Here is a 21,050-nt window from a genome sequence, read left to right as displayed (position 1 = left end):
TTTTGTGAGAAGAATGTGTATAGGAAATAAATTATGTCAACTAAATATTGAATGGAAAATACTTGTGTGCAGTAATAGTTTTTTAAACAAGTAGATTCGTTGTTCAAGAAATAGTTGGAAATCAGTTCAAGATTACCTTACAGTCATTAATCAATCACTGTAACAGCTATCAATCGTTTTACTTGTTCTGAATCACCGGTTGGAATAGGGACAACGGTTGCTTGATCAAGAACGTTTTGTGTTAATGCGCGAATCGCTTCTGGATCACTCGCTTGATCCGCAGACATTTGCCAGTGAGAAGGTGTTGGGTAACGTGTAACTGTTCCATCGTGGTTACTTGCATAAACGACAAGACCTTGGTAGGAATATTTTCCAGAAAGAGTAACTGTTTCAGTTGGGTAAGTAAGACTTCCATTGTCATAAGGATCAATCGGCTGACCTGCTGGACTAAGGTGAACATGTAATTCGAAATCATCTGGTATAGTAGAACCCATGAAAGTCAACCAAACACGAGCGTACTCAATTTGCAAATCAGAATAACCAGCTAGTGGATCTACTTGAGTTACTTGGGAAGAGCTGGTGTCAGTTAGTGGCTGCTCACTAGTGCTAGGAACCGCTAGTTCACTTGTTTGCGACTCTACCTGAGAAGGAGAAGTGACTTGAGTAGAGGAACTACTTGTTGTTGAGGCACTGGAATTTTTGGTTGTGCTGATTGTTGTACTTGAAGAAGCGGCAGAGCTTTTAGTTGTTATTGATAAATTAGGTTTGTTTGCGGCTTTTTTAGTATGGCTTTGTTTAGGACTGCAGCCAACTAAAAGCAAGGCGAGGGCAGCAGAAAGTAAAATAGGACTCATTTTTTTCATAAAATCATCTCCAAATTTATGTTATTAAAAGTATACCATAACAGATAGTATTTTGTGTCAAATGTCTGAATTTACTTAGGTTATGAATGGTGTTTTTGATAAATTATCTAGCATGGATATTGTCATTTTTCCTGTTTTAATGAAACAATTAGGAAAACAATAGAACTTTTACGAGCAAACTAAACAATAACTTTGTCATCTATTTATAGTTAAGCCGTCTTCATAAAACAACAGTAAATGTTGAAAGAAGGAGTTTATGTTTTGATCATAAGGTAAAAAAAGAGACAAAGGATGAATGAAGATGTTGTTGATTGATAGTAGATTTTGATATAAGTGGAGTTAATCAAAAGGAGTAAATAAGTGAACAAAAAATTAATTAGTTACTTAGTGTAGAGAAATGTAGAGACAGGAGAGAGGTTGATTTTTATTAGTAGATTTATAATTGGAAAGATTGGCTTGGTATGTTTTGTTGGGGAATCCATTCATTATATAAGGTGAAAAAATCGTTCGTTCAAATGTAGACAAGGAAGTGTCAGACTCCGACATGTCTAAGATTGAGTCAGCAATGAAACGTTAGAAAGAATTTATTTTTCTTGGTTTCCTATTTTAAGCCATCAATTTGATTCTAGTATATTGCTTAAACTAATACATAATAAAGAGAATTCAATGAATGAAACAACTAATTCCGCAGAACATAAAACTTCTGCGTATATTCATATTCCATTTTGTGAGCATATTATTGTTGTGATTTTAAGATATCTGATGTTTTTTTATAAGCTATAAAATAAGTGACGATTATGAGTATAAAAGTACTTTTTATGGTGTCTTTAGTCAATAACGATGTTATCAATTTATAGTTTTATTGTCATATAAGACAAATATTAACTTTGGAGGATACATAATGAAAAAGAAATATCTAGGTTTGAAAGTGTGGGTTCGTGTAATAGCAGTAAGTTTTGCTTTGTCCGTTGTAGCAACAAGTGGTAGTGTGGTTGTTTTGGCAAATGAGTTGATTCTAGATGAAACTCAGAATAGTGAAAGCTACTTTAATGATGAAGACTTGGCAATTTATTACTCGAAAGAAGAAAAGAATTCTGAACTAGCTCTTGAGAAAATCAAGGAAGAGTATGGAGACGTGCCACCTAAATTTAACGAAGAAGGAGAAATATTATTAACGCCTGAAGATGAATTAAGAATGGAACAAGCAATCAGTCAGTATTTAGCAATGACTGGATTCAATCCAAGAATGCGAGGCGTAGGGAAAAACTGGTGGAATTCAACTGGTTTTGTTGCTGGTGTTATTGATGTAGGATTAATAGCAATTGGATTATGGACGGCTGCAAGCAATTTTGGAGCGGTAAGAACGTTATTAAGAAATAATCGCAAAAATATTACTAGAATGGTTGAAAAACAGATTCTTTCAAAAGTAGGAATTGGCGTAGGGGGATTCTTAAATAGTATGATTGACATAGCATTAGTTATTTCTGGTGCTTCGGTTGGGGGGATTTTAGCAGAAGGTTTGGATCGTGCTGATGGAAAGAACGACAATTATATTTTAGCATAATAGGAGCATACTTGGATGCGTAAAAAGACAAAAGAAAAAATCAATCGTTTGATTAATATAGGCATATTTTGCTCGATTATCATGGCTATTTTCTCAGTCATCTTACTTCTTCAAAAAAGATATTTTTGGGCATTTTTGAGTATGATTGGAATGATTGTCGGTATTGCTTCTTTTTGGAATTTAAAAAAAGAAATGAAGTTGATTAAAGAAGGTGATTCTTATGATAATAATTGAAGGCTACGTTAAGCAGAGACAGATAAAAACATCGGAGAAATTACATGACTGAGAAAGAACAAGTACAAAAAATCGTAAAAAAATACAATAAGAGTATTGCTGATTTATCAGAAAATGCCTCCGTAAAAGAATTTAAAACGGTAATGAAATATGTAGCAGATGAGGCAAATCGTAAGCAACGAAAATTAGTGGGGTTGGATAAATAAAAAACTGATTGATATGTTCCAATTATGAAAACATATAAAAACACGAACAACTTTATAGACTATTTTCTGTAAAGTTGTTCGTGTCTTTTAAGTAGTTGCACCCATTATGTTTTTTCTAATGAATAAATAAGCAGACTACCAACTAAACTATTAACAAAATATACCAGTAAAGCAGAGATATTAAGAAAAAAATTTGATACTAAAAAAGTAGCGATAATCAAAAAAGTAAAAATGAGTAATTTTTTTAAAGTAAGACCGTATTTTATACAAGTGTACAAAAATAAGCAACTACCAATAAAAACAAGTGTAATCCAGATAGATTTTGGAGGATCAGATAGGGTGACAAAACCTATATTAGATCCTAGGATTAAGATAATACTTATGACCAACAAATTTCTATTCTTCAATAAAATCCCTCAATCTATTTTAAAATGTACCGCTGACGATATTTGGAAAAATTCCGTTCATTTCGACTCCTAAATAGACACCTTGTCCATTCGAAGCTGCTTGGATAACTTGATAGGTAAACCCAGCCAAACTTGGAAAGCCTAAAATCCCTACTGCTCCCGCAATAGCAGTTCCAACTGGACCGAGAGAAATGGTTCCTAACCCGACTATTGCTGCATAAATAGCGGATGGACCGATAAGTGCTGCTGAGTAAAGAGCAGAAACTACATCAGCATGAGTGAAATATACTTTGCTCCCTTTAACATACATTCTGGATTGAATATTGGAAGTTTCGTTATCCCAAGAGATTGCTGGAGCTTTTAACATGGAATCAATTGTAACGATATCATCATCAGTAAAACCATATTCTGTTTTTAATGTATCATAATCAATTGATAAAGCAAGCTGATTATGATTGAAATAGAAGTATGGATATATATGAGTTAATTTGTTCATAAAAAGTTGTTGTTGTGAATTAAGATCTAAGGTAAAAGAATCTATGTTTGAAAGCTGAATACCATTAGAATCTACGACAGCTAAATCATCTGCATTTACAACTAGACTAGCACTACTTAGAAGTGAAAAACCTAACATTGATGTTGCGGCTAAACCAATAAATCCTTTTCTCATCATTTTATTTATCCTCTTTTCTTATATAAATTTATTTAACTCCAGTTGTTTGCCAAGCGCCGTCGAGTAATAATTCAGGATATGTTTCCATAAAATAACCTCCTTCATATAATGGTTGTTTGCAAAGTAATTATATAAGTAAATTTCTCATCAGATTATTTTGCATAGTAATTCGTCAAAAAAGTATTTTTAAATAGAGTAAAATGATTTAAAATTTTACAAAAAGGGAGGGGTTTGTATGGAGCACAATGAACTATTGAAACTTTTACGAAAAGAAAGGAATTTTACCCAAGAAAAGCTGGCTGAAGGGATTTCACATAGAAATACATTGTCTTCTTTTGAAAATGGGGGAATTAAAATAAGTTTTACTATTTTATTGAAATATATTAAAAGACTAAATATTAGCTTAGAAGAATATGAATTCATATTGAATGAAAAAGAATTAGAAGGTAAAAAGAAAGTATCTGTTGAATTATCGAAAAAGTACCTTAATCCTTTTGATATAAATTTTGCAAATGAAATTCTGGATATGTATATTGATACCAAAGATTTCTATTATTACAGTTTATATGCTCAATATTATTTAGTTAGAGAGTATAAAGGTGACGCACTAGATAAAAATGAACAACGCAAAATTGCAAAAAAAATCATTAACTATTTAGATAAGATACAAACATGGGGAAGATTCGAACTTGTTATATTTTCAAATTGTTTATTTTTATTTGAAGATAAGTACATAAGGTTTAATTTTGTCGAAAGTATACAGTATATGAAGATTTATTTAGACAGTTCAAATTACTCAAGAGATTTACAAAATTTTATTATCAATGGCCTGTCTTTATCTTATACGAGAAAAAATGAGGCAAATATCCAATTATTTTTAAGTGAACTCGATAAAATTATTTCTAATAGCGATGATATGCAAGCTAAAATGGTAAAAAACATTTTTAGTCTATTGTTAAATCATGATCAGGGGATTGACAATGAAAATGAAAAAAGAAGAATCGTAAATACATTAGAATTGCTTGATGAAATGGAATGGGTCGATTATATTGAAAAAGTTTATACATAAACGTATGTGAAAAATATTCTAAGTCCACTATCCAACAATGAATGGTTAGAATAATGTATACCACGAAGATAACATATTATGAAAAAATAAAATACAAGTATTGAATAAAAAACAAACATCTGAAATAATACATTTTTGTTTAAGAATAAATAACTGTGTCAAAGATATCTTAAGAGAAAAATACCCTGATTTTAATAAACATGTTACTACACATACCTTTCGCTACACGCATATTTCTCTTTTGGCTGAAGCTGGCGTCCCAATCAAAGCCATCATGGATCGAGTGGGTCATTCCAATATGAAAACAACACTGGAAATTTACAATCAAGTGTCTAGTACAACGAAAGAAAAAGTGATCCAAGAAGTCGATTCTTGGATTTTTTAGTGGATTTGTTTCCCAATTACAGTTAGTATGCTTTTATATGAGTAGTCGAAAAGAAGGTCGAAAAAAGGTACGACTTTTCGATGTAAGGAGAGTTTAATTCAATGAATGAAATAACTAATTCCGCAGAACATAAAACTTCTGCGTATATCCATATTCCATTTTGTGAGCATATTTGTTATTACTGTGATTTTAATAAAGTTTTTTTAGAGGGCCAACCAGTTGATGAGTATGTTGAAATGTTACTAAAAGAGATGAAGTTGATGATGGAGAAACATCCTATAGAAGATTTAGAAACATTATATGTTGGTGGGGGAACACCAACTTCATTATCCGCACAACAACTAGATCGTTTGCTAGCAGGCGCTCGTGATATTTTACCTTTTCGAACTGGAAAGGAATTTACTGTTGAAGCGAATCCAGGTGATTTAACGCGAGAAAAACTACAAGTCATGAAAAACTATGGTGTGAACCGTTTATCTATGGGCGTTCAAACGTTTGATAATCGTTTGTTAAAGAAAATTGGCAGAAAGCATACTGCTGAAGATGTATACCAAACAATGTCATTTTTAGAAGCAGAAAACTTTTCCAATGTAAGCATTGATTTGATTTATGCTTTGCCTGGACAAACACTTGAAAATTATCGTGATACACTGGAAAAAGCATTAGCGCTAGATTTACCGCACTATTCTTTATACTCGTTGATTTTGGAAAATAAAACAATGTTCATGAACTGGGTAAGACAAGGTCGATTAGAGTTACCCGATCAAGAAACAGAAACGCAAATGTTCGAGGAAACGATTGAAGCAATGGAACAACATGGCCGTCATCAATATGAAATTAGTAATTTTGGATTGACCGGTCATGAATCACAACATAATCTAATGTACTGGAATAATGACCATTATTTTGGCTTTGGTGCAGGGGCAAGTGGGTATCTTGATCAAACACGTTATCGAAACAAGGGGCCAATCCAGCATTATTTGCGTCCCTTGCGTGAAGGAAATTTACCGATTTTAGAAAAAGAAACGTTATCACGAAACAACCAGATTGAAGAGGAGCTGTTTTTGGGGTTGCGTAAAAAATCCGGAATCAACAAACAACATTTTTATGATCGTTATCAACAAACGATAGAGTCACTCTACCAGTCAACGTTAGATACGTTAGTGAAAGACGACTTGTTGGTGAACACTGAAGAAAGAGTTTATTTAACCCCTAAAGGTACATTTTTAGGGAACGAAGTTTTTGAAAAATTTTTGTTACCAAAAACAGAAATCAATGAATAAAAAATGTTTAAATTTAGTTAAATAAAAAGATAATCACAAATAATTGCGTAGCGAGAAGTCAAACAAACATTGATTTCCCGCTTTTTTTTGAATAAAACTCATCGTTAGCACTCGGGGTGGAAGAGTGCTAAAAAGTGATGTGTTTTTCTTGACAGAAAGAAGACGACTTGTTATATTAGTAAGTGGGTTAGCACTTAGAAGATAGGAGTGCTAATGAGAGGTGATGGAAGATGTTAACACAGCGTCAAAATGATATTTTGCGTCTGATCATCCAAAACTATACGAGTAGTGGCGTACCCGTTGGTTCCAAAACGCTAATGGCTGAGGGAATTGAAGCAAGTTCAGCGACGATTCGCAACGATATGAAGGCGCTAGAAGAAGACGGGTTGCTGTTAAAAACTCATTCTTCCTCTGGTCGGATTCCATCTGCGGCGGGATATCGTTACTATGTGGATCATTTATTGAAACCAACTCGTGTAACAAATGATGATTTGCAAGTGATTAGGCAGTCTTTAGGAAAAGAATTTCATGAGATTAACGAAATCATTCGTCAGTCCGCTGAAATTTTATCTGAACTGACAAGCTATACGACATTCTCGTTGGGACCAGAAGTGAAAGATCGCCGATTAACTGGTTTCCGAATCGTACCGTTAAACCATCGACAAATTATTGCTATCGTGGTGACGGATAAAGGCAATGTTGAAAGCCAGGTATTTACTCTTCCAGCAAACCTGGGGAGTCAAGATTTAGAAAAAATGGTTCGGCTTGTGAATGACCGCTTGGTGGGTGATCCGCTAATGACGGTTTATCAAAAACTGCGAACAGAGATCCCAATGATCTTACATAAATATTTCCAATCAACGGAAGGTATCTCCTACTTATTTGATGCTGTTTTAGGTCAAGTATTTGAAGATAAGATTTATGTGAGTGGACAAATGAACCTGCTTGATTATGAACCCCATCAAGATTTGAATCAGTTTAAGTCGATGTTTTCTTTAATGAGGGATTCCGACGAGCTTACTCAAATGATTGTTCCGATGGATAGTAATATTCATATTAAGATTGGCTCTGAATTAGGGAATGATCTGCTACAAAATATGAGCATGATTCAAGCAAGTTATGAAATTGATGGACATGGCCGAGGAACAATTGCTTTACTTGGACCAACAAGCATGCCGTATTCACGAATGTTTGGGTTGGTCGATGTCTATCGAAAAGAATTAGCGAATAGACTGGCTGATTACTATCGTTTGCTTGATTTGTCTGGCTCATGATTGTAAGTCCGCATTTCTAAAATTGATAGCAGCTAATCTGATTTTTAATATGAACAATCAAGACAGCTGACTGAATAATGAAAGGAAGACTGTATCGTGAAAGAAAACCAAGAGGAATTAGAAAAAGAATTAAAAGACATCCAGCAAGATTTGGAAGTCGATACAGAAGCTGCGGAAGACTCAGGTGTTTCAGAAGTTGAAGTGGAAAATGTTGAAATCGTCAACTTGAAAGCTGACTTAGAAGAAATGGAAGATAAATTCCTACGCGCCCGAGCTGAAATTGCCAACATGGCAAACCGCGGAAAAAATGAACGTGAACAATTGCAAAAATATCGTTCACAAGATTTAGCTAAAAAATTATTACCTTCAATTGATAACCTAGAGCGAGCGCTAGCAACAGAAGTTTCAGATGAACAAGGTGCTAGCTTGAAAAAAGGTGTCGAAATGGTATTAGAAGGTGTTCGTTTTGCTTTGAAAGAAGAGGGAATTGAAAAAATCCCTGCAAAAGGCGAAACATTTGACCCAATGCTTCACCAAGCAGTCCAAACTGTTCCCGCATCTGATGAGGTGCCGGCAGATACGATTGTGGAAGTTTTGCAAGAAGGATATAAATTACACGATCGCGTATTAAGACCAACAATGGTCATCGTCGCGCAGTAATTCGTGCAACTATAAACTAAATTTTATTTAATGAGGAGACGTTAATATGACTAAAATTATTGGTATTGACTTAGGTACAACAAACTCTGCAGTTGCTGTATTAGAAGGAAACGAAGCAAAAATTATCGCAAATCCAGAAGGAAACCGTACAACACCATCTGTTGTTTCATTTAAAAATGGTGAAATCCAAGTTGGTGAAGTGGCAAAACGTCAAGCTGTAACTAACCCAAACACAATTTCATCAATCAAACGTCACATTGGTGAACCTGGGTATAAAGTAGAAGTTGAAGGAAAATCTTACACACCACAAGAAATTTCTGCAATGATTCTTCAATATATCAAAGGTTTTGCTGAAGATTACTTAGGTGAAAAAGTTGAGAAAGCAGTTATCACTGTTCCTGCATACTTTAACGATGCACAACGTCAAGCAACAAAAGATGCTGGTAAAATTGCTGGTTTGGAAGTGGAACGTATTGTCAACGAACCAACAGCAGCAGCTTTAGCTTATGGCTTAGACAAAACAGACCGTGATGAAAAAATCTTAGTATTTGACCTTGGTGGTGGTACATTTGACGTATCAATCCTTGAATTAGGTGATGGTGTCTTTGATGTATTATCAACAGCTGGTGACAACCATTTAGGTGGGGATGACTTTGATAACAAAATCATTGATTACATGGTTGCTGAATTCAAAAAAGAAAACGGCGTAGACCTTGGTCAAGACAAAATGGCTTTACAACGTTTGAAAGATGCTGCTGAAAAAGCGAAAAAAGATTTGTCAGGTGTTTCAAGCACTCAAATCAGCTTACCATTTATCACAGCTGGCGAAGCAGGACCTTTGCATTTAGAAATGACATTGACTCGTGCAAAATTTGATGAGTTAACAGCTGACTTAGTTGAACGTACAAAAATTCCAGTACGCCAAGCATTAAAAGATGCTGGTTTATCACAATCTGAAATTGATGAAGTGATTTTAGTTGGTGGCTCAACTCGTATTCCTGCAGTTGTTGAAGCTGTAAGAAAAGAAACTGGTAAAGAACCAAATAAATCAGTGAACCCTGATGAAGTCGTTGCAATGGGTGCAGCAATCCAAGGTGGGGTCATCACTGGTGATGTAAAAGATGTTGTTTTACTTGACGTAACACCATTATCATTAGGTATCGAAACAATGGGTGGGGTCTTCACTAAGTTGATTGATCGTAATACAACAATCCCAACAAGTAAATCACAAGTATTCTCAACAGCTGCTGATAACCAACCTGCTGTAGATATTCATGTTTTACAAGGTGAACGTCCAATGGCTGCTGATAACAAAACACTAGGAAGATTCCAATTAACTGATATTCCTGCAGCACCACGTGGTATCCCTCAAATCGAAGTTACTTTTGATATTGATAAAAACGGGATCGTCAATGTATCAGCGAAAGATCTAGGCACTTCAAAAGAACAAAAAATCACAATCAAATCTTCATCAGGTTTATCAGACGATGAAATCGAACGTATGGTAAAAGATGCAGAAGCTAATGCAGAAGCTGACAAAGCTCGTAAAGAAGAAGTTGATCTTCGCAATGACGTAGATGCCTTATTATTCTCAGTTGATAAAACATTGAAAGAATTAGAAGGTAAAGTAGACGCAGAAGAAGTTCAAAAAGCAGAAACAGCTCGCGATGAATTAAAAGCGGCAGTTGAAGCAAATAACATTGAAGAAATGAAAACAAAACGTGATGCTTTGAACGAAATCGTTCAAAACTTAACAGTTAAATTATATGAACAAGCTGCACAACAACAAGCGCAAGAAAATCCTGAAGCAGCACAAGGCGGAGCAGACGATGTCGTTGATGCTGACTTTGAAGAAGTCGACGGCGACGACAAATAATTAGTTCCCTAGTGTGCTAGGAGTAGACTAGAACAGAAAAGTTGGACTTTGATGATAGCTGTAGATTCAGTTGAAGCCATCTTTTCTGAAACGTCTACCTATTCGTAAAAAAGAGAAGGCTATGGGGAAAGTCGATTCGACTTTTTGCCACAGTCTTTTTCTTTTGAAAGAATGCAAGTAGCAGTTTTGGTTTCAACTAAAATGTGATATGATTACAAGCGATGTGAATTTGATGTATTAGAACCAATAGGAGGAAAGCCTATGGCAACGAAACGTGATTATTATGAAGTCCTAGGAATTTCAAAAGGGGCTTCAGAAGATGAAATAAAGAAAGCTTATCGTAAACTTTCTAAGAAATATCATCCTGATATTAACAAAGAAGCAGATGCAGAAGAAAAATTTAAAGAAGTGTCTGAGGCTTATGAAATTTTAAGTGATCCGCAAAAGCGGGCTGCGTATGATCAATATGGTCACGCTGGTACAGATCCAAACTATGGCGCTGGAGGCGGAGGCGGCTTCGGTGGCTTTGGAGGATTCTCTGGAGGCGGAGGCGGCTTCGGTGGTTTTGAAGATATCTTTGATTCTTTCTTTGGCGGAGGCGGAGGTCGTTCAGTTGATCCAACGGCACCTCGTCAAGGAGCTGATTTACAATACACAGTTGATTTGAGTTTTGAGGAAGCAATTTTTGGTATTGAAAAAGAAATCAAATATAACCGGGAAGAAGTTTGTCATACTTGTCATGGGAATGGTGCAAAACCTGGGACGGAACCAATTACATGTCAAAAATGTCATGGTTCAGGAACAATCAATGTTGAACGTCAAACACCATTAGGTCGCGTGATGAGTCGTCAAACATGTGATGTTTGTCATGGAACCGGAAAAGAAATCAAAGAACCATGTCCAACTTGTCATGGCTCTGGTCATGAAAAGAAAGCTCACTCTGTGAAAGTGAATGTACCAGCCGGTGTCGAAGAAGGACAACAAATGCGTTTAGCTGGTCAAGGTGAAGCAGGTGAAAACGGCGGACCATTTGGTGATTTATATGTAGTCTTCCGTGTTGAAGAAAGTAATATTTTTGATCGTGATGGTTCAGAAATCTATTACGAGTTACCATTGAGTTTTGTGCAAGCAGCTTTAGGAGATGAAGTTCAAGTTCCAACTGTTCACGGAGATGTTAAGTTAAAGATCCCAGCAGGAACACAAACTGGAACAAACTTCCGTCTTCGCGGAAAAGGTGCGCCTAAACTACGTGGTGGTGCAACAGGTGACCAACACGTGAAAGTGAAACTGATTACGCCGAAGAACTTAAATGAACAACAAAAAGAAGCGTTACGCTCATTTGCTGAAGCAGGTGGAATGAAAGTCGAAGAACAACAAGAAGATGGTTTTTTCGATAAAATGAAGGACGCTTTTGGCGGAAAAAAGCGTAAATAATAAAACGGTGAAGCTGACAAATGTGTCGCTTCACCGTTTTATTACTTATACGTTCAATGTAGTAAACTCTTTTGGAAATAAGCTGAGTAAAAAAGAACTGCGATGAACGCGTCATTCCTTCAGTAATGAATAGTAAAAGGGATAAAAGAAGAGCTTAGTGACGACTGGCTCTTCTAAAATACAAATCAAAAAAGCATCGTCAAAACCTTATTCAAGATTTTGACGATGCTTTTTCATGGGTTGAAACTGTTTCAGGTTCTTTTGTTAAATATCTAAAACTTTATCTAAAAAGTCTTTTGTACGTTCATTTTGTGGATTTTCAAAAATTTGCTCTGGCGTTCCATCTTCAAGGAAGTTTCCACCGTCAATGAACATGACACGATTGGCAACTTCTTTGGCAAATCCCATTTCGTGAGTAACGATGACCATGGTCATTCCTTGCTTCGCAAGTTTTTTCATGACGTTTAGAACGTCGCCGACCATTTCTGGATCAAGTGCAGAGGTTGGTTCGTCAAAAAGCATGATGTCTGGGTTCATTGCTAATGCACGGGCGATCGCAACGCGTTGTTTTTGTCCGCCGGAGAGCATTTCTGGTGACATATCTTTTTTGTCAGCCAAGCCAACTGTATCTAATAGCTTGATTGCTTTCTTTTCTGCTTCTTCGCGAGACTCCTTTTTCAAATCCATTGGCGCAAGAATAATATTTTCTAAAACAGAAAGGTGAGGGAACAAATTGAAATGTTGGAACACCATTCCGATATGTTGACGAACGAGATTGATATTTGTGTTTTTATCCATTAAGTGAGCGCCGTCGATGATAATATCTCCGTCAGTTGGCTCTTCTAAACGATTTAAACAACGCAGAAAAGTACTTTTTCCTGAACCAGAAGGGCCAATGATACAAACGACATCACCTTCGTTGATTGAGACGTTGATATCGTTCAATACAGTATTGTCACCATATTTTTTTACAAGATGTTCAACTAAGATTTTTTCTGACATCTTACTTCACCTTCTTTTCTAAAACTTTCGCTAATTTTGTTAAAGCGGTAATCAAAACTAAATACATGATTGCAATGATTAGGTAAACGTACGTACTTTGGGTTGTACGGGCAACGATAATTTTACCAGCTTGAAGTAATTCGACAACACCAATTGCAGAGATGATTGTTGTATCCTTCAATGAGATAACGAACTGGTTAACGAATGAAGGGAGCATGATTCGAATTGCTTGTGGCAAGATGATTTTTTGCATCGTTCGATTATAAGATAAACCTAAACTTCTTGAAGCTTCCATTTGTCCGACAGGAACAGCATTGATTCCGCCACGAACGATTTCTGCAATATAAGCACTCGCGTTTAATGTCAATGTAATAACGCCGGCAATGAAATCAGGGATTGTAAATCCAACGATACCAGGTAAGCCAAAGAAAATGAAGAAGGCAAGTACCATCATTGGAATTCCGCGAATCACATCAACGTAAATGGTTGCGATTGTGCGTAGCGCACGAATTGGTGAAGCGCTGAATAAGCCGAAAATGACACCAACAACTAATGCCAAAGCAAATGATACCAAAGCAAGTACGATCGTCATCCAGAAACCGCGTAATAGTGGTTTATAATTGTTTTTGATCAAGCCAATGATTGTTGATTCATCTTTGGTTGAATCGGCTGACTCATTTGAAGTAGCTACATACTTGTCGATGATTTTGTCATAAGCTCCTGTACGTTTTAACTCTTTAAGACCTTCATTGAACATTGCTAAAAGTTCTTGATTTTCACCCTTTTTTACTGCAAAGGCATACTTACCACCAGATTCTTTTGCAATCGGTGTATCAATTTTTTGGCCTCGTTTGATGGCATAACCAAGGACAGGATAGTCATCCATTATTGCGTCAATCGCACCAACTTTTAACCCATCGTATAGTTGGTCAGCAGCATCAAAGTATTTGATTTTATAGCCATATTCTTCTTCGTGATTACTTAGAAATTCCGCACTTTCGGTTCCGACTTTGGCACCAACTGTTTTTCCTTTTAAATCTTTGTAGGCTTTAATGGATGTATCACTTTGTTTTACACCTAACTGGATTCCGCTATCGAAATAAGTGTCAGAAAAGTCGTAACTTTGTTTACGCTCATCTGTGACGGTCATTCCAGCAATCATGCCATCAGCTTGACCAGATTCTAACGCTTGCAAAGCAGCAGAAAAACCGCGGTAGTCCATTTGGATATTAAATCCTTGAAGCTCAGAAATCTGTTTCATTAATTCAACATCGATTCCTTCATACTTGCCATCTGTATTTTGAAACTCGAATGGTGCAAAGGCAGAGTCGCTAGCAACGACGTATTTGTCTTTTTTGGATTGAATCATTTGCATCGTCTCGGCGGTGCTTGATTCCGTATTTTTTGTTTCTGCTTGGGCAGGATTGCTAGTTGCAAGTGTGACAAATCCTACCATTATGAAAATGAACGAGTAGAATAAATGCTTTCTTTTCATAATTACCTCCTAAATTCTCAATATCTGTTTATTATAGGGGAAAAGTAATGAATCAGACAAGTTCTGAAGCTTAAAAAAATGAAAAAAGCGACAAAACCTAACAATCAATGTTATAAAACCTAACATCTGCAGTCGAGGGAAAGAAGTGGCGAAAGTATGTTCGGTGTGTTATAATTTTTTAGTAAGGAATGCCTTTGCTTTCCTTTTCTTTTTGCAAGTCATAAAATGAAAAGGAATGAATGAAAAGGGGGACGAAAAATGATTGAAAGAGATACCTCTCAACGATTTGAGCTTGTCTCGAAGTACCAACCAGCGGGGGATCAACCTGAAGCGATACGCCAATTAGTTGATGGTGTTGTTGGTGGGAAAAAAGCGCAAATCTTATTAGGTGCAACCGGTACGGGGAAGACCTATACGATTTCCAATGTGATCCAGGAAGTAAATAAACCAACATTGATTATTGCACATAATAAAACTTTAGCTGGACAATTATATGGAGAGTTTAAAGAATTCTTTCCAAAAAACGCGGTTGAATATTTTGTTTCCTATTATGATTACTATCAGCCAGAAGCGTATGTTCCATCTAGTGATACTTATATTGAAAAGGACTCAAGTGTCAATGACGAAATTGATAAGTTACGTCATTCGGCTACGAGTTCCCTTTTAGAGCGAAACGATACGATTGTGATTGCATCTGTTTCTTGTATTTTCGGATTAGGTTCACCTTTTGAGTATCAAAAGCAAGTTGTTTCGGTTCGACAAGGAGCAGAACTTGACCGTAATCAATTGATTCGTAATTTAGTTGGGATTAATTTTGAACGAAATGATATTGACTTTCAGCGTGGTCGGTTCCGAGTGCGTGGTGACGTGGTGGAAATTTTTCCAGCTTCACGTGATGAACGTGCTTTGAGAGTCGAATTTTTTGGTGATGAAGTCGAACGGATTCGTGAAGTAGATGCATTAACTGGCGAAGTGCTTGGAGAAACAGAACATGTCGCTATTTTTCCGGCTACTCACTTTGTAACAAATGATGAGCATATGGAACAAGCCGTTGCGAATATCAAAACTGAACTAGAGTTGCGCTTAAAAGTGTTACGAGAAGATAATCAGTTATTAGAAGCACAACGATTGGAACAACGAACAAATTATGATATTGAGATGATGTTGGAGATGGGCTACACTTCAGGAATCGAAAACTATTCGCGTCATATGGATGGCCGAAAAGAAGGAGAGCCACCTTATACGTTACTTGATTTCTTTCCAGAAGATTTCTTGATTGTCATTGATGAGTCCCATGTAACGATGCCTCAAATTCGCGGGATGTATAACGGTGACCGAGCAAGAAAGCAAATGTTGGTTGATTATGGTTTCCGTTTGCCTTCAGCACTTGACAATCGGCCGTTGAGATTAGAAGAATTTGAGCAACATGTCCATCAAATTATCTATGTTTCAGCTACACCGGGACCTTATGAACATGAGCAAACAGATACAGTGATCCAGCAAATTATTCGTCCAACCGGTTTATTAGATCCAGTGATTGAAGTTCGCCCTATCATGGGACAAATTGATGATTTGGTTGGTGAAATCAATGAACGCGTGGAGAAAAACGAACGTGTTTTTGTGACGACCTTAACGAAAAAAATGTCTGAGGACTTGACGGATTACTTTAAAGAGCTTGGTATCAAAGTTAAATATCTACACAGTGATATCAAAACACTTGAAAGAACGGAAATCATTCGTGACTTACGTTTAGGTGAATTTGATGTTTTAGTTGGGATTAATTTATTGCGTGAAGGATTAGATGTCCCTGAAGTTTCGTTGGTAGCCATTTTAGATGCTGATAAAGAGGGCTTCTTGAGAAGTGAGCGTTCACTTGTCCAAACAATTGGACGTGCAGCGCGAAATTCAGAAGGTAAAGTAATTATGTATGCTGATAAAATAACGGACTCCATGCGATCAGCAATGGATGAAACGGCACGGAGACGTTCGATTCAAGAAGCTTATAATGAAGAACATGGGATCGTACCGAAAACGATTATCAAAGAAATTCGTGATTTGATTTCTATTACGAAAGAGGCAAAAGATGAATCAAAAGGAACCGTTCAAGTTTCTTACAATGAAATGAGTCGAAAAGAAAAAGCTGATTTACTGATGAAATTAGAAAAAGAAATGAAAGATGCTGCGAAAGCTTTAGATTTTGAAACTGCCGCTAATTTACGTGATACGATTTTAGAATTGAAAGCAGCAGAGTAAAGAGCAGGAGGACGAGATGGCTAACGATAAAATTATTATTCATGGCGCCAGAGCGCACAACTTAAAAAATGTAGATGTAACAATTCCAAGAGATAAATTTGTAGTAATTACAGGGTTATCTGGTTCTGGGAAAAGCTCATTAGCTTTCGATACACTTTATGCAGAGGGACAACGACGTTATGTCGAAAGTCTCTCAGCCTATGCTCGTCAGTTTTTGGGACAAATGGATAAACCAGATGTTGATAGTATCGATGGCTTAAGTCCGGCGATTTCGATTGACCAAAAAACGACAAGTAAAAATCCTCGTTCAACGGTAGGAACAGTAACGGAAATCAATGATTATCTGCGTTTGCTTTTTGCTCGTGTGGGACACCCAATCTGTCCTAATGACCACATTGAGATTACCAGTCAATCGGTTGAACAAATGGTTGATCAAGTATTGGAATTGCCAGAACGGACAAAAATCCAAATTTTAGCACCAATTGTTGCAAAGAAAAAAGGGCAACATAAAAAAGTATTTGAGCGAATCCAAAAAGAAGGTTACGTTCGTGTACGAGTGAATGGCGATACCTTTGATATTACTGAGGCTCCTGAACTAGAAAAGAATAAAAAACATGATATTGCGATTGTTATTGACCGAATTGTGGTAAAAGAGGGCATTCGTTCACGTTTGTTCGATTCTTTTGAAGCAGCATTACGTTTGGCAGATGGATATGCCTTGGTTGATGTGATTGGTGAAGAAGAAATGTTATTCAGTGAACATTACTCTTGCCCTTATTGTGGCTTTACAGTTGGTGAACTAGAACCACGACTATTTTCATTCAATGCGCCATTTGGAGCTTGTCCAGATTGTGATGGACTTGGTTTGAAATTAGAAGTCGACCAAGATTTAGTTATTCCTGATCGTGCGAAGACCTTGGCTGAAGGAGCAATTGTTCCATGGAATCCAATTAGTTCTCAATACTATCCTCAAATGTTGGCGCAAGCGTGTGAAAGCTATGGAATTGATATGAACACACCGTTTGATGAGTTGCCAACAGAGCATCAAGAAATTGTTTTGAATGGGACGGATGAATTATTCCATTTCCATTACGAAAATGATTTTGGTGGTGTGCGTGATGTTGAAGCTTCTTTTGAAGGCGTACTAAAGAATATCGCGCGTCGTTACCAAGAAACAAGTAGTGATTTTACGAGAGAACAAATGCGTCAATATATGACTGAATTAACTTGTCAAACATGTAAAGGATTACGTTTAAATCCGCAAGCATTGTCTGTCAAAATTAATGGAACAAATATTGGTGAAACAAATGAATTGTCAATCAAAAAGGCAGTTGACTTCTTCTCTGATTTAACTTTATCAGAACAAGAAACGATGATTGCTAAACCAATTTTAAAAGAAGTTAATGATCGACTATCATTCTTAGAAAATGTTGGCTTGGAATATTTAACTTTGAGTCGGGCTTCTGGAACACTATCTGGTGGGGAAGCGCAACGTATTCGCTTAGCTACCCAAATTGGCTCAAATCTTTCCGGTGTTCTGTATATTTTGGATGAGCCATCGATTGGATTGCATCAACGTGATAATGATCGTTTGATTGGTTCATTGAAGAAAATGAGAGATTTAGGAAATACCTTGATTGTTGTGGAACATGATGAAGATACCATGCGAGCAGCTGATTATCTGATTGATGTAGGACCAGGCGCGGGTGAGCAAGGCGGACAAATCGTTGCAGCTGGTACACCTGCGGAAGTTGCGAAGGATCCTCATTCGTTAACAGGACAATATCTTTCAGGGAAAAAGAAAATTGCTGTGCCAACAACGCGTCGTCAAGGAAATGGTGAAGCAATTAAAATTACTGGAGCAGCAGAAAATAATTTGAAAAATGTGACCGTGGAGTTTCCTTTAGCAGAATTTGTGGCAGTCACTGGTGTCTCTGGTTCTGGAAAAAGTACTTTAGTTAATGGTATTTTGAAAAAAGCTCTTGCACAAAAATTAAATCGAAATTCAGCTAAACCGGGTAAATTCAAAACGATTTCTGGCTATGAAACGATTGAAAAAATCATTGATATCGATCAAAGCCCGATTGGTCGGACACCAAGAAGTAATCCAGCAACCTATACAAGTGTCTTTGACGATGTTCGTGATCTTTTTGCACAAACAAACGAAGCCAAAATGCGTGGCTATAAAAAAGGGCGCTTTAGTTTTAACGTAAAAGGTGGCCGATGTGAAGCTTGTCGGGGTGACGGAATCATCAAAATCGAGATGCACTTCTTACCGGATGTCTATGTTCCTTGTGAAGTTTGTCATGGAAAACGATACAATTCTGAAACATTGGAAGTACGTTATAAAGGGAAAAACATTGCTGATATTTTAGAAATGACTGTTGAAGATGCTGTAGAATTCTTCCAACATATTCCTAAGATTCATCGTAAATTAAAGACAATCGTGGATGTTGGTTTGGGTTATATTACAATGGGGCAACCGGCAACAACATTATCCGGTGGGGAAGCACAACGGATGAAGTTAGCCAGTGAGCTGCATAAAATATCTAACGGAAAGAATTTTTATATTCTTGATGAGCCAACGACTGGACTACATGCAGATGATATTGCACGCTTACTAGATGTTTTGCAACGTCTAGTGGATGCAGGAAATACAGTATTAGTGATTGAGCATAACTTAGATGTCATCAAAACGGCAGATTACATCATTGATTTGGGACCAGAAGGTGGTGATGGTGGCGGAACGATTTTAGCCACTGGAACACCAGAAGATATTGTCCAAGTAAAAGAGAGTTATACTGGGCGATACCTAGAAAAAGTGATGAATGAAAAGGTCTAAAAATTAAAAAATGGTGATATGGTTAAAAAAACTTTAAAAGATGATAAAACACTTGTTTTTTTAGATAGCATCTTCTAAAATACATTACAAGGTAGTTCTTTCTACACTGAATTGGTATAGATAAAAACTTCCTATAAGTTCAATCCGTTCAAAAAAGAATTGAGCAATCGGAGGAGTTTCCTTTGATTGCTTTTTTCTTTATGGTATGATATTCCTTGTGTAGTTAAATAAAGAATCAGTAGATTAATGAGTAAGTGAGAGATTGTGATGAATAGTAATGTAAATGAAGAATTTGTTCCTATATTATTAGGAAGTGATATGAACGTCTATGGTATGGCACGTTCATTTAATGAAGCTTATGGTAAAGTGTGCCAAGCATATGCTTCAAACCAACTTGCGCCAACTCGTTACAGCAACATCGTGAGCGTCGAAGTAATTCCAGGTTTTGATAAGGATCCAGTTTTTATTGAAACGATGCTACGCTTGGCAAAAGAAAAATATTCAGATCAAAGTAAAAAATATTTGTTGATTGCTTGTGGAGATGGATATGCAGAGTTGATTTCTCAACATAAAGAAGAACTTTCAGCATACTTTATTTGTCCGTATATTGATTATTCATTATTCGAACGATTAATTAATAAAGTAAGCTTTTATGAAGTTTGCGAAGAATATCAACTTCCTTATCCCAAAACATTGATTGTTAGAGAACCAATGTTAGTGAATGGCCGCTTGGAACAAGACTTGCCATTTGAGTTTCCAGTAGCGTTAAAACCAGCAAATAGTGTAGAGTATCTTTCTATTCAATTTGAAGGACGAAAAAAAGCATTTATTATCGATAATCGTGAAGAATTTGACTTGATTTTAGGACGAATTTACGAAGCTGGATATACAAGTGAAATGATTGTTCAAGATTTCATTCCTGGAGATGACAGCAATATGCGCGTGTTAAATGCCTATGTTGATGAAAATCATCAGGTTCGGATGATGTGTTTGGGACATCCACTTTTGGAAGATCCAACACCTGCATCAATCGGTAATTATGTCGTAATCATGCCTGATTACAATGAAAAAATTTACCAGACAATCAAGAAATTTTTGGAAACAATCGAGTATACTGGTTTTGCGAATTTTGATATGAAATATGATCCACGCGATGGAGAATACAAATTATTTGAAATCAACTTACGCCAAGGACGTAGTAGCTTCTTTGTTACGTTGAATGGGCTAAATTTAGCGCGCTTCGTTACAGAAGACAGAGTATTCCATGAACCATTTACAGAAACTATTTATGGTACGAAAGATTCCGCAGACGCAAAACTATGGCTGGGCGTACCTAAAAAAATCTTTTTAACATATGCTAGAGAGAACGAAGATAAAAAAATTGCAGAAAAAATGATTCAGGAAAAACGTTTTGGTACAACTGTATTTTATGATGGCGATCGTTCATTGAAACGATGGGTACTAATGAAATATATGTTCCATAACTATATTCCTCGATTCAAAAAATATTTTCATGTGAAAGAAGGCTAG

16 protein-coding genes and 1 pseudogene are annotated in these 21,050 nt (G+C 36.4%); 13 read left to right on the top strand and 4 right to left on the bottom strand.

Annotated elements, in window-relative coordinates; genetic code table 11:
• Positions 1 to 146 precede the first annotated feature (146 nt).
• Positions 147 to 863, bottom strand: a complete 717-nt coding sequence (locus RV17_RS03210; protein ID WP_071868502.1) for a hypothetical protein — start codon at positions 861 to 863, stop codon at positions 147 to 149.
• 901 nt (positions 864 to 1,764) lie between these two features.
• Between RV17_RS03210 and RV17_RS03205 the strand changes: the two genes are divergently transcribed.
• From RV17_RS03205 to RV17_RS13385, 3 genes are read left to right on the top strand one after another with little or no spacing between them, the layout of a single operon-like run.
• Positions 1,765 to 2,427: a hypothetical protein gene (locus RV17_RS03205; protein ID WP_071868501.1), complete on the top strand. Its 663-nt coding sequence runs from the start codon at positions 1,765 to 1,767 to the stop codon at positions 2,425 to 2,427.
• A 15-nt stretch (positions 2,428 to 2,442) separates the two neighbouring features.
• On the top strand, positions 2,443 to 2,661 hold the full coding sequence (locus RV17_RS03200; RefSeq protein ID WP_067484249.1) for a hypothetical protein: 219 nt from the start codon (positions 2,443 to 2,445) through the stop codon (positions 2,659 to 2,661).
• 44 nt (positions 2,662 to 2,705) lie between these two features.
• Positions 2,706 to 2,867: a hypothetical protein gene (locus tag RV17_RS13385; RefSeq protein WP_169819314.1), complete on the top strand. Its 162-nt coding sequence runs from the start codon at positions 2,706 to 2,708 to the stop codon at positions 2,865 to 2,867.
• Between the two features lie 426 nt (positions 2,868 to 3,293).
• Here the strand turns inward: RV17_RS13385 and RV17_RS03195 are convergent, their stop codons facing one another.
• Entirely contained in the window at positions 3,294 to 3,947 is a 654-nt protein-coding gene (locus RV17_RS03195; RefSeq protein WP_067484252.1) for a hypothetical protein, read from the bottom strand.
• A 235-nt stretch (positions 3,948 to 4,182) separates the two neighbouring features.
• On the opposite strand from RV17_RS03195, the gene RV17_RS03190 reads away from it, so the two are divergent.
• From RV17_RS03190 to dnaJ, 7 genes and pseudogenes are all read left to right on the top strand, one after another.
• Entirely contained in the window at positions 4,183 to 5,016 is an 834-nt protein-coding gene (locus RV17_RS03190; RefSeq protein ID WP_067484255.1) for a helix-turn-helix domain-containing protein, read from the top strand.
• Between the two features lie 154 nt (positions 5,017 to 5,170).
• Positions 5,171 to 5,401, top strand: a pseudogene (locus tag RV17_RS03185) (tyrosine-type recombinase/integrase); the annotation flags it as partial.
• A gap of 101 nt (positions 5,402 to 5,502) precedes the next feature.
• Positions 5,503 to 6,684 (top strand): radical SAM family heme chaperone HemW, encoded by a 1,182-nt coding sequence (gene hemW, locus RV17_RS03180; RefSeq protein WP_071868500.1) that lies wholly within the window; start codon positions 5,503 to 5,505, stop codon positions 6,682 to 6,684.
• A 230-nt stretch (positions 6,685 to 6,914) separates the two neighbouring features.
• Positions 6,915 to 7,958, top strand: coding sequence for a heat-inducible transcriptional repressor HrcA (hrcA, locus tag RV17_RS03175; protein WP_071868499.1), 1,044 nt, complete (start codon positions 6,915 to 6,917; stop codon positions 7,956 to 7,958).
• A gap of 96 nt (positions 7,959 to 8,054) precedes the next feature.
• Entirely contained in the window at positions 8,055 to 8,618 is a 564-nt protein-coding gene (gene grpE / locus RV17_RS03170) for a nucleotide exchange factor GrpE (RefSeq protein ID WP_067484263.1), read from the top strand.
• A 46-nt stretch (positions 8,619 to 8,664) separates the two neighbouring features.
• On the top strand, positions 8,665 to 10,494 hold the full coding sequence (gene dnaK, locus RV17_RS03165) for a molecular chaperone DnaK (RefSeq protein WP_067484266.1): 1,830 nt from the start codon (positions 8,665 to 8,667) through the stop codon (positions 10,492 to 10,494).
• Positions 10,495 to 10,755: 261 nt separating this feature from the next.
• Positions 10,756 to 11,928 (top strand): molecular chaperone DnaJ, encoded by a 1,173-nt coding sequence (gene dnaJ, locus RV17_RS03160; protein WP_067484269.1) that lies wholly within the window; start codon positions 10,756 to 10,758, stop codon positions 11,926 to 11,928.
• A 264-nt stretch (positions 11,929 to 12,192) separates the two neighbouring features.
• Here the strand turns inward: dnaJ and RV17_RS03155 are convergent, their stop codons facing one another.
• Both RV17_RS03155 and RV17_RS03150 read right to left on the bottom strand, forming a co-directional pair.
• A complete protein-coding gene (locus RV17_RS03155; protein ID WP_071868498.1) occupies positions 12,193 to 12,930 on the bottom strand; it encodes an amino acid ABC transporter ATP-binding protein in 738 nt (245 codons plus the stop codon).
• Between the two features lies 1 nt (position 12,931).
• On the bottom strand, positions 12,932 to 14,425 hold the full coding sequence (locus tag RV17_RS03150) for an amino acid ABC transporter substrate-binding protein/permease (protein WP_083571958.1): 1,494 nt from the start codon (positions 14,423 to 14,425) through the stop codon (positions 12,932 to 12,934).
• Between the two features lie 258 nt (positions 14,426 to 14,683).
• Between RV17_RS03150 and uvrB the strand changes: the two genes are divergently transcribed.
• The 3 genes from uvrB to RV17_RS03135 all read left to right on the top strand — a co-directional run bounded on the left by uvrB (position 14,684) and on the right by RV17_RS03135 (position 21,050).
• Entirely contained in the window at positions 14,684 to 16,678 is a 1,995-nt protein-coding gene (gene uvrB, locus RV17_RS03145) for an excinuclease ABC subunit UvrB (RefSeq protein WP_067484275.1), read from the top strand.
• 16 nt (positions 16,679 to 16,694) lie between these two features.
• Complete coding sequence (gene uvrA / locus RV17_RS03140; RefSeq protein ID WP_071868497.1) at positions 16,695 to 19,520, top strand: excinuclease ABC subunit UvrA; 2,826 nt, start codon at positions 16,695 to 16,697, stop codon at positions 19,518 to 19,520.
• A gap of 264 nt (positions 19,521 to 19,784) precedes the next feature.
• Positions 19,785 to 21,050, top strand: a complete 1,266-nt coding sequence (locus tag RV17_RS03135) for a D-aspartate ligase (RefSeq protein WP_172843722.1) — start codon at positions 19,785 to 19,787, stop codon at positions 21,048 to 21,050.

Source organism: Enterococcus thailandicus (assembly GCF_001886265.1).
GTDB lineage: Bacteria > Bacillota > Bacilli > Lactobacillales > Enterococcaceae > Enterococcus_B > Enterococcus_B thailandicus.
The sequence above is the reverse complement of the archived record's forward strand: the minus strand, read 5'-3'. Positions and strand labels throughout refer to the sequence as shown.

What these genes read in the sequence shown, in the direction of transcription:
- RV17_RS03210 (WP_071868502.1), bottom strand. Translation starts at nt 863, where the DNA reads ATGAAAAAAATGAGTCCTATTTTACTTTCTGCTGCCCTCGCCTTGCTT.
- RV17_RS03205 (WP_071868501.1), top strand. Translation starts at nt 1,765, where the DNA reads ATGAAAAAGAAATATCTAGGTTTGAAAGTGTGGGTTCGTGTAATAGCA.
- RV17_RS03200 (WP_067484249.1), top strand. Translation starts at nt 2,443, where the DNA reads ATGCGTAAAAAGACAAAAGAAAAAATCAATCGTTTGATTAATATAGGC.
- RV17_RS13385 (WP_169819314.1), top strand. Translation starts at nt 2,706, where the DNA reads ATGACTGAGAAAGAACAAGTACAAAAAATCGTAAAAAAATACAATAAG.
- RV17_RS03195 (WP_067484252.1), bottom strand. Translation starts at nt 3,947, where the DNA reads ATGATGAGAAAAGGATTTATTGGTTTAGCCGCAACATCAATGTTAGGT.
- RV17_RS03190 (WP_067484255.1), top strand. Translation starts at nt 4,183, where the DNA reads ATGGAGCACAATGAACTATTGAAACTTTTACGAAAAGAAAGGAATTTT.
- hemW (WP_071868500.1), top strand. Translation starts at nt 5,503, where the DNA reads ATGAATGAAATAACTAATTCCGCAGAACATAAAACTTCTGCGTATATC.
- hrcA (WP_071868499.1), top strand. Translation starts at nt 6,915, where the DNA reads ATGTTAACACAGCGTCAAAATGATATTTTGCGTCTGATCATCCAAAAC.
- dnaK (WP_067484266.1), top strand. Translation starts at nt 8,665, where the DNA reads ATGACTAAAATTATTGGTATTGACTTAGGTACAACAAACTCTGCAGTT.
- dnaJ (WP_067484269.1), top strand. Translation starts at nt 10,756, where the DNA reads ATGGCAACGAAACGTGATTATTATGAAGTCCTAGGAATTTCAAAAGGG.
- RV17_RS03155 (WP_071868498.1), bottom strand. Translation starts at nt 12,930, where the DNA reads ATGTCAGAAAAAATCTTAGTTGAACATCTTGTAAAAAAATATGGTGAC.
- RV17_RS03150 (WP_083571958.1), bottom strand. Translation starts at nt 14,425, where the DNA reads ATGAAAAGAAAGCATTTATTCTACTCGTTCATTTTCATAATGGTAGGA.
- uvrB (WP_067484275.1), top strand. Translation starts at nt 14,684, where the DNA reads ATGATTGAAAGAGATACCTCTCAACGATTTGAGCTTGTCTCGAAGTAC.
- uvrA (WP_071868497.1), top strand. Translation starts at nt 16,695, where the DNA reads ATGGCTAACGATAAAATTATTATTCATGGCGCCAGAGCGCACAACTTA.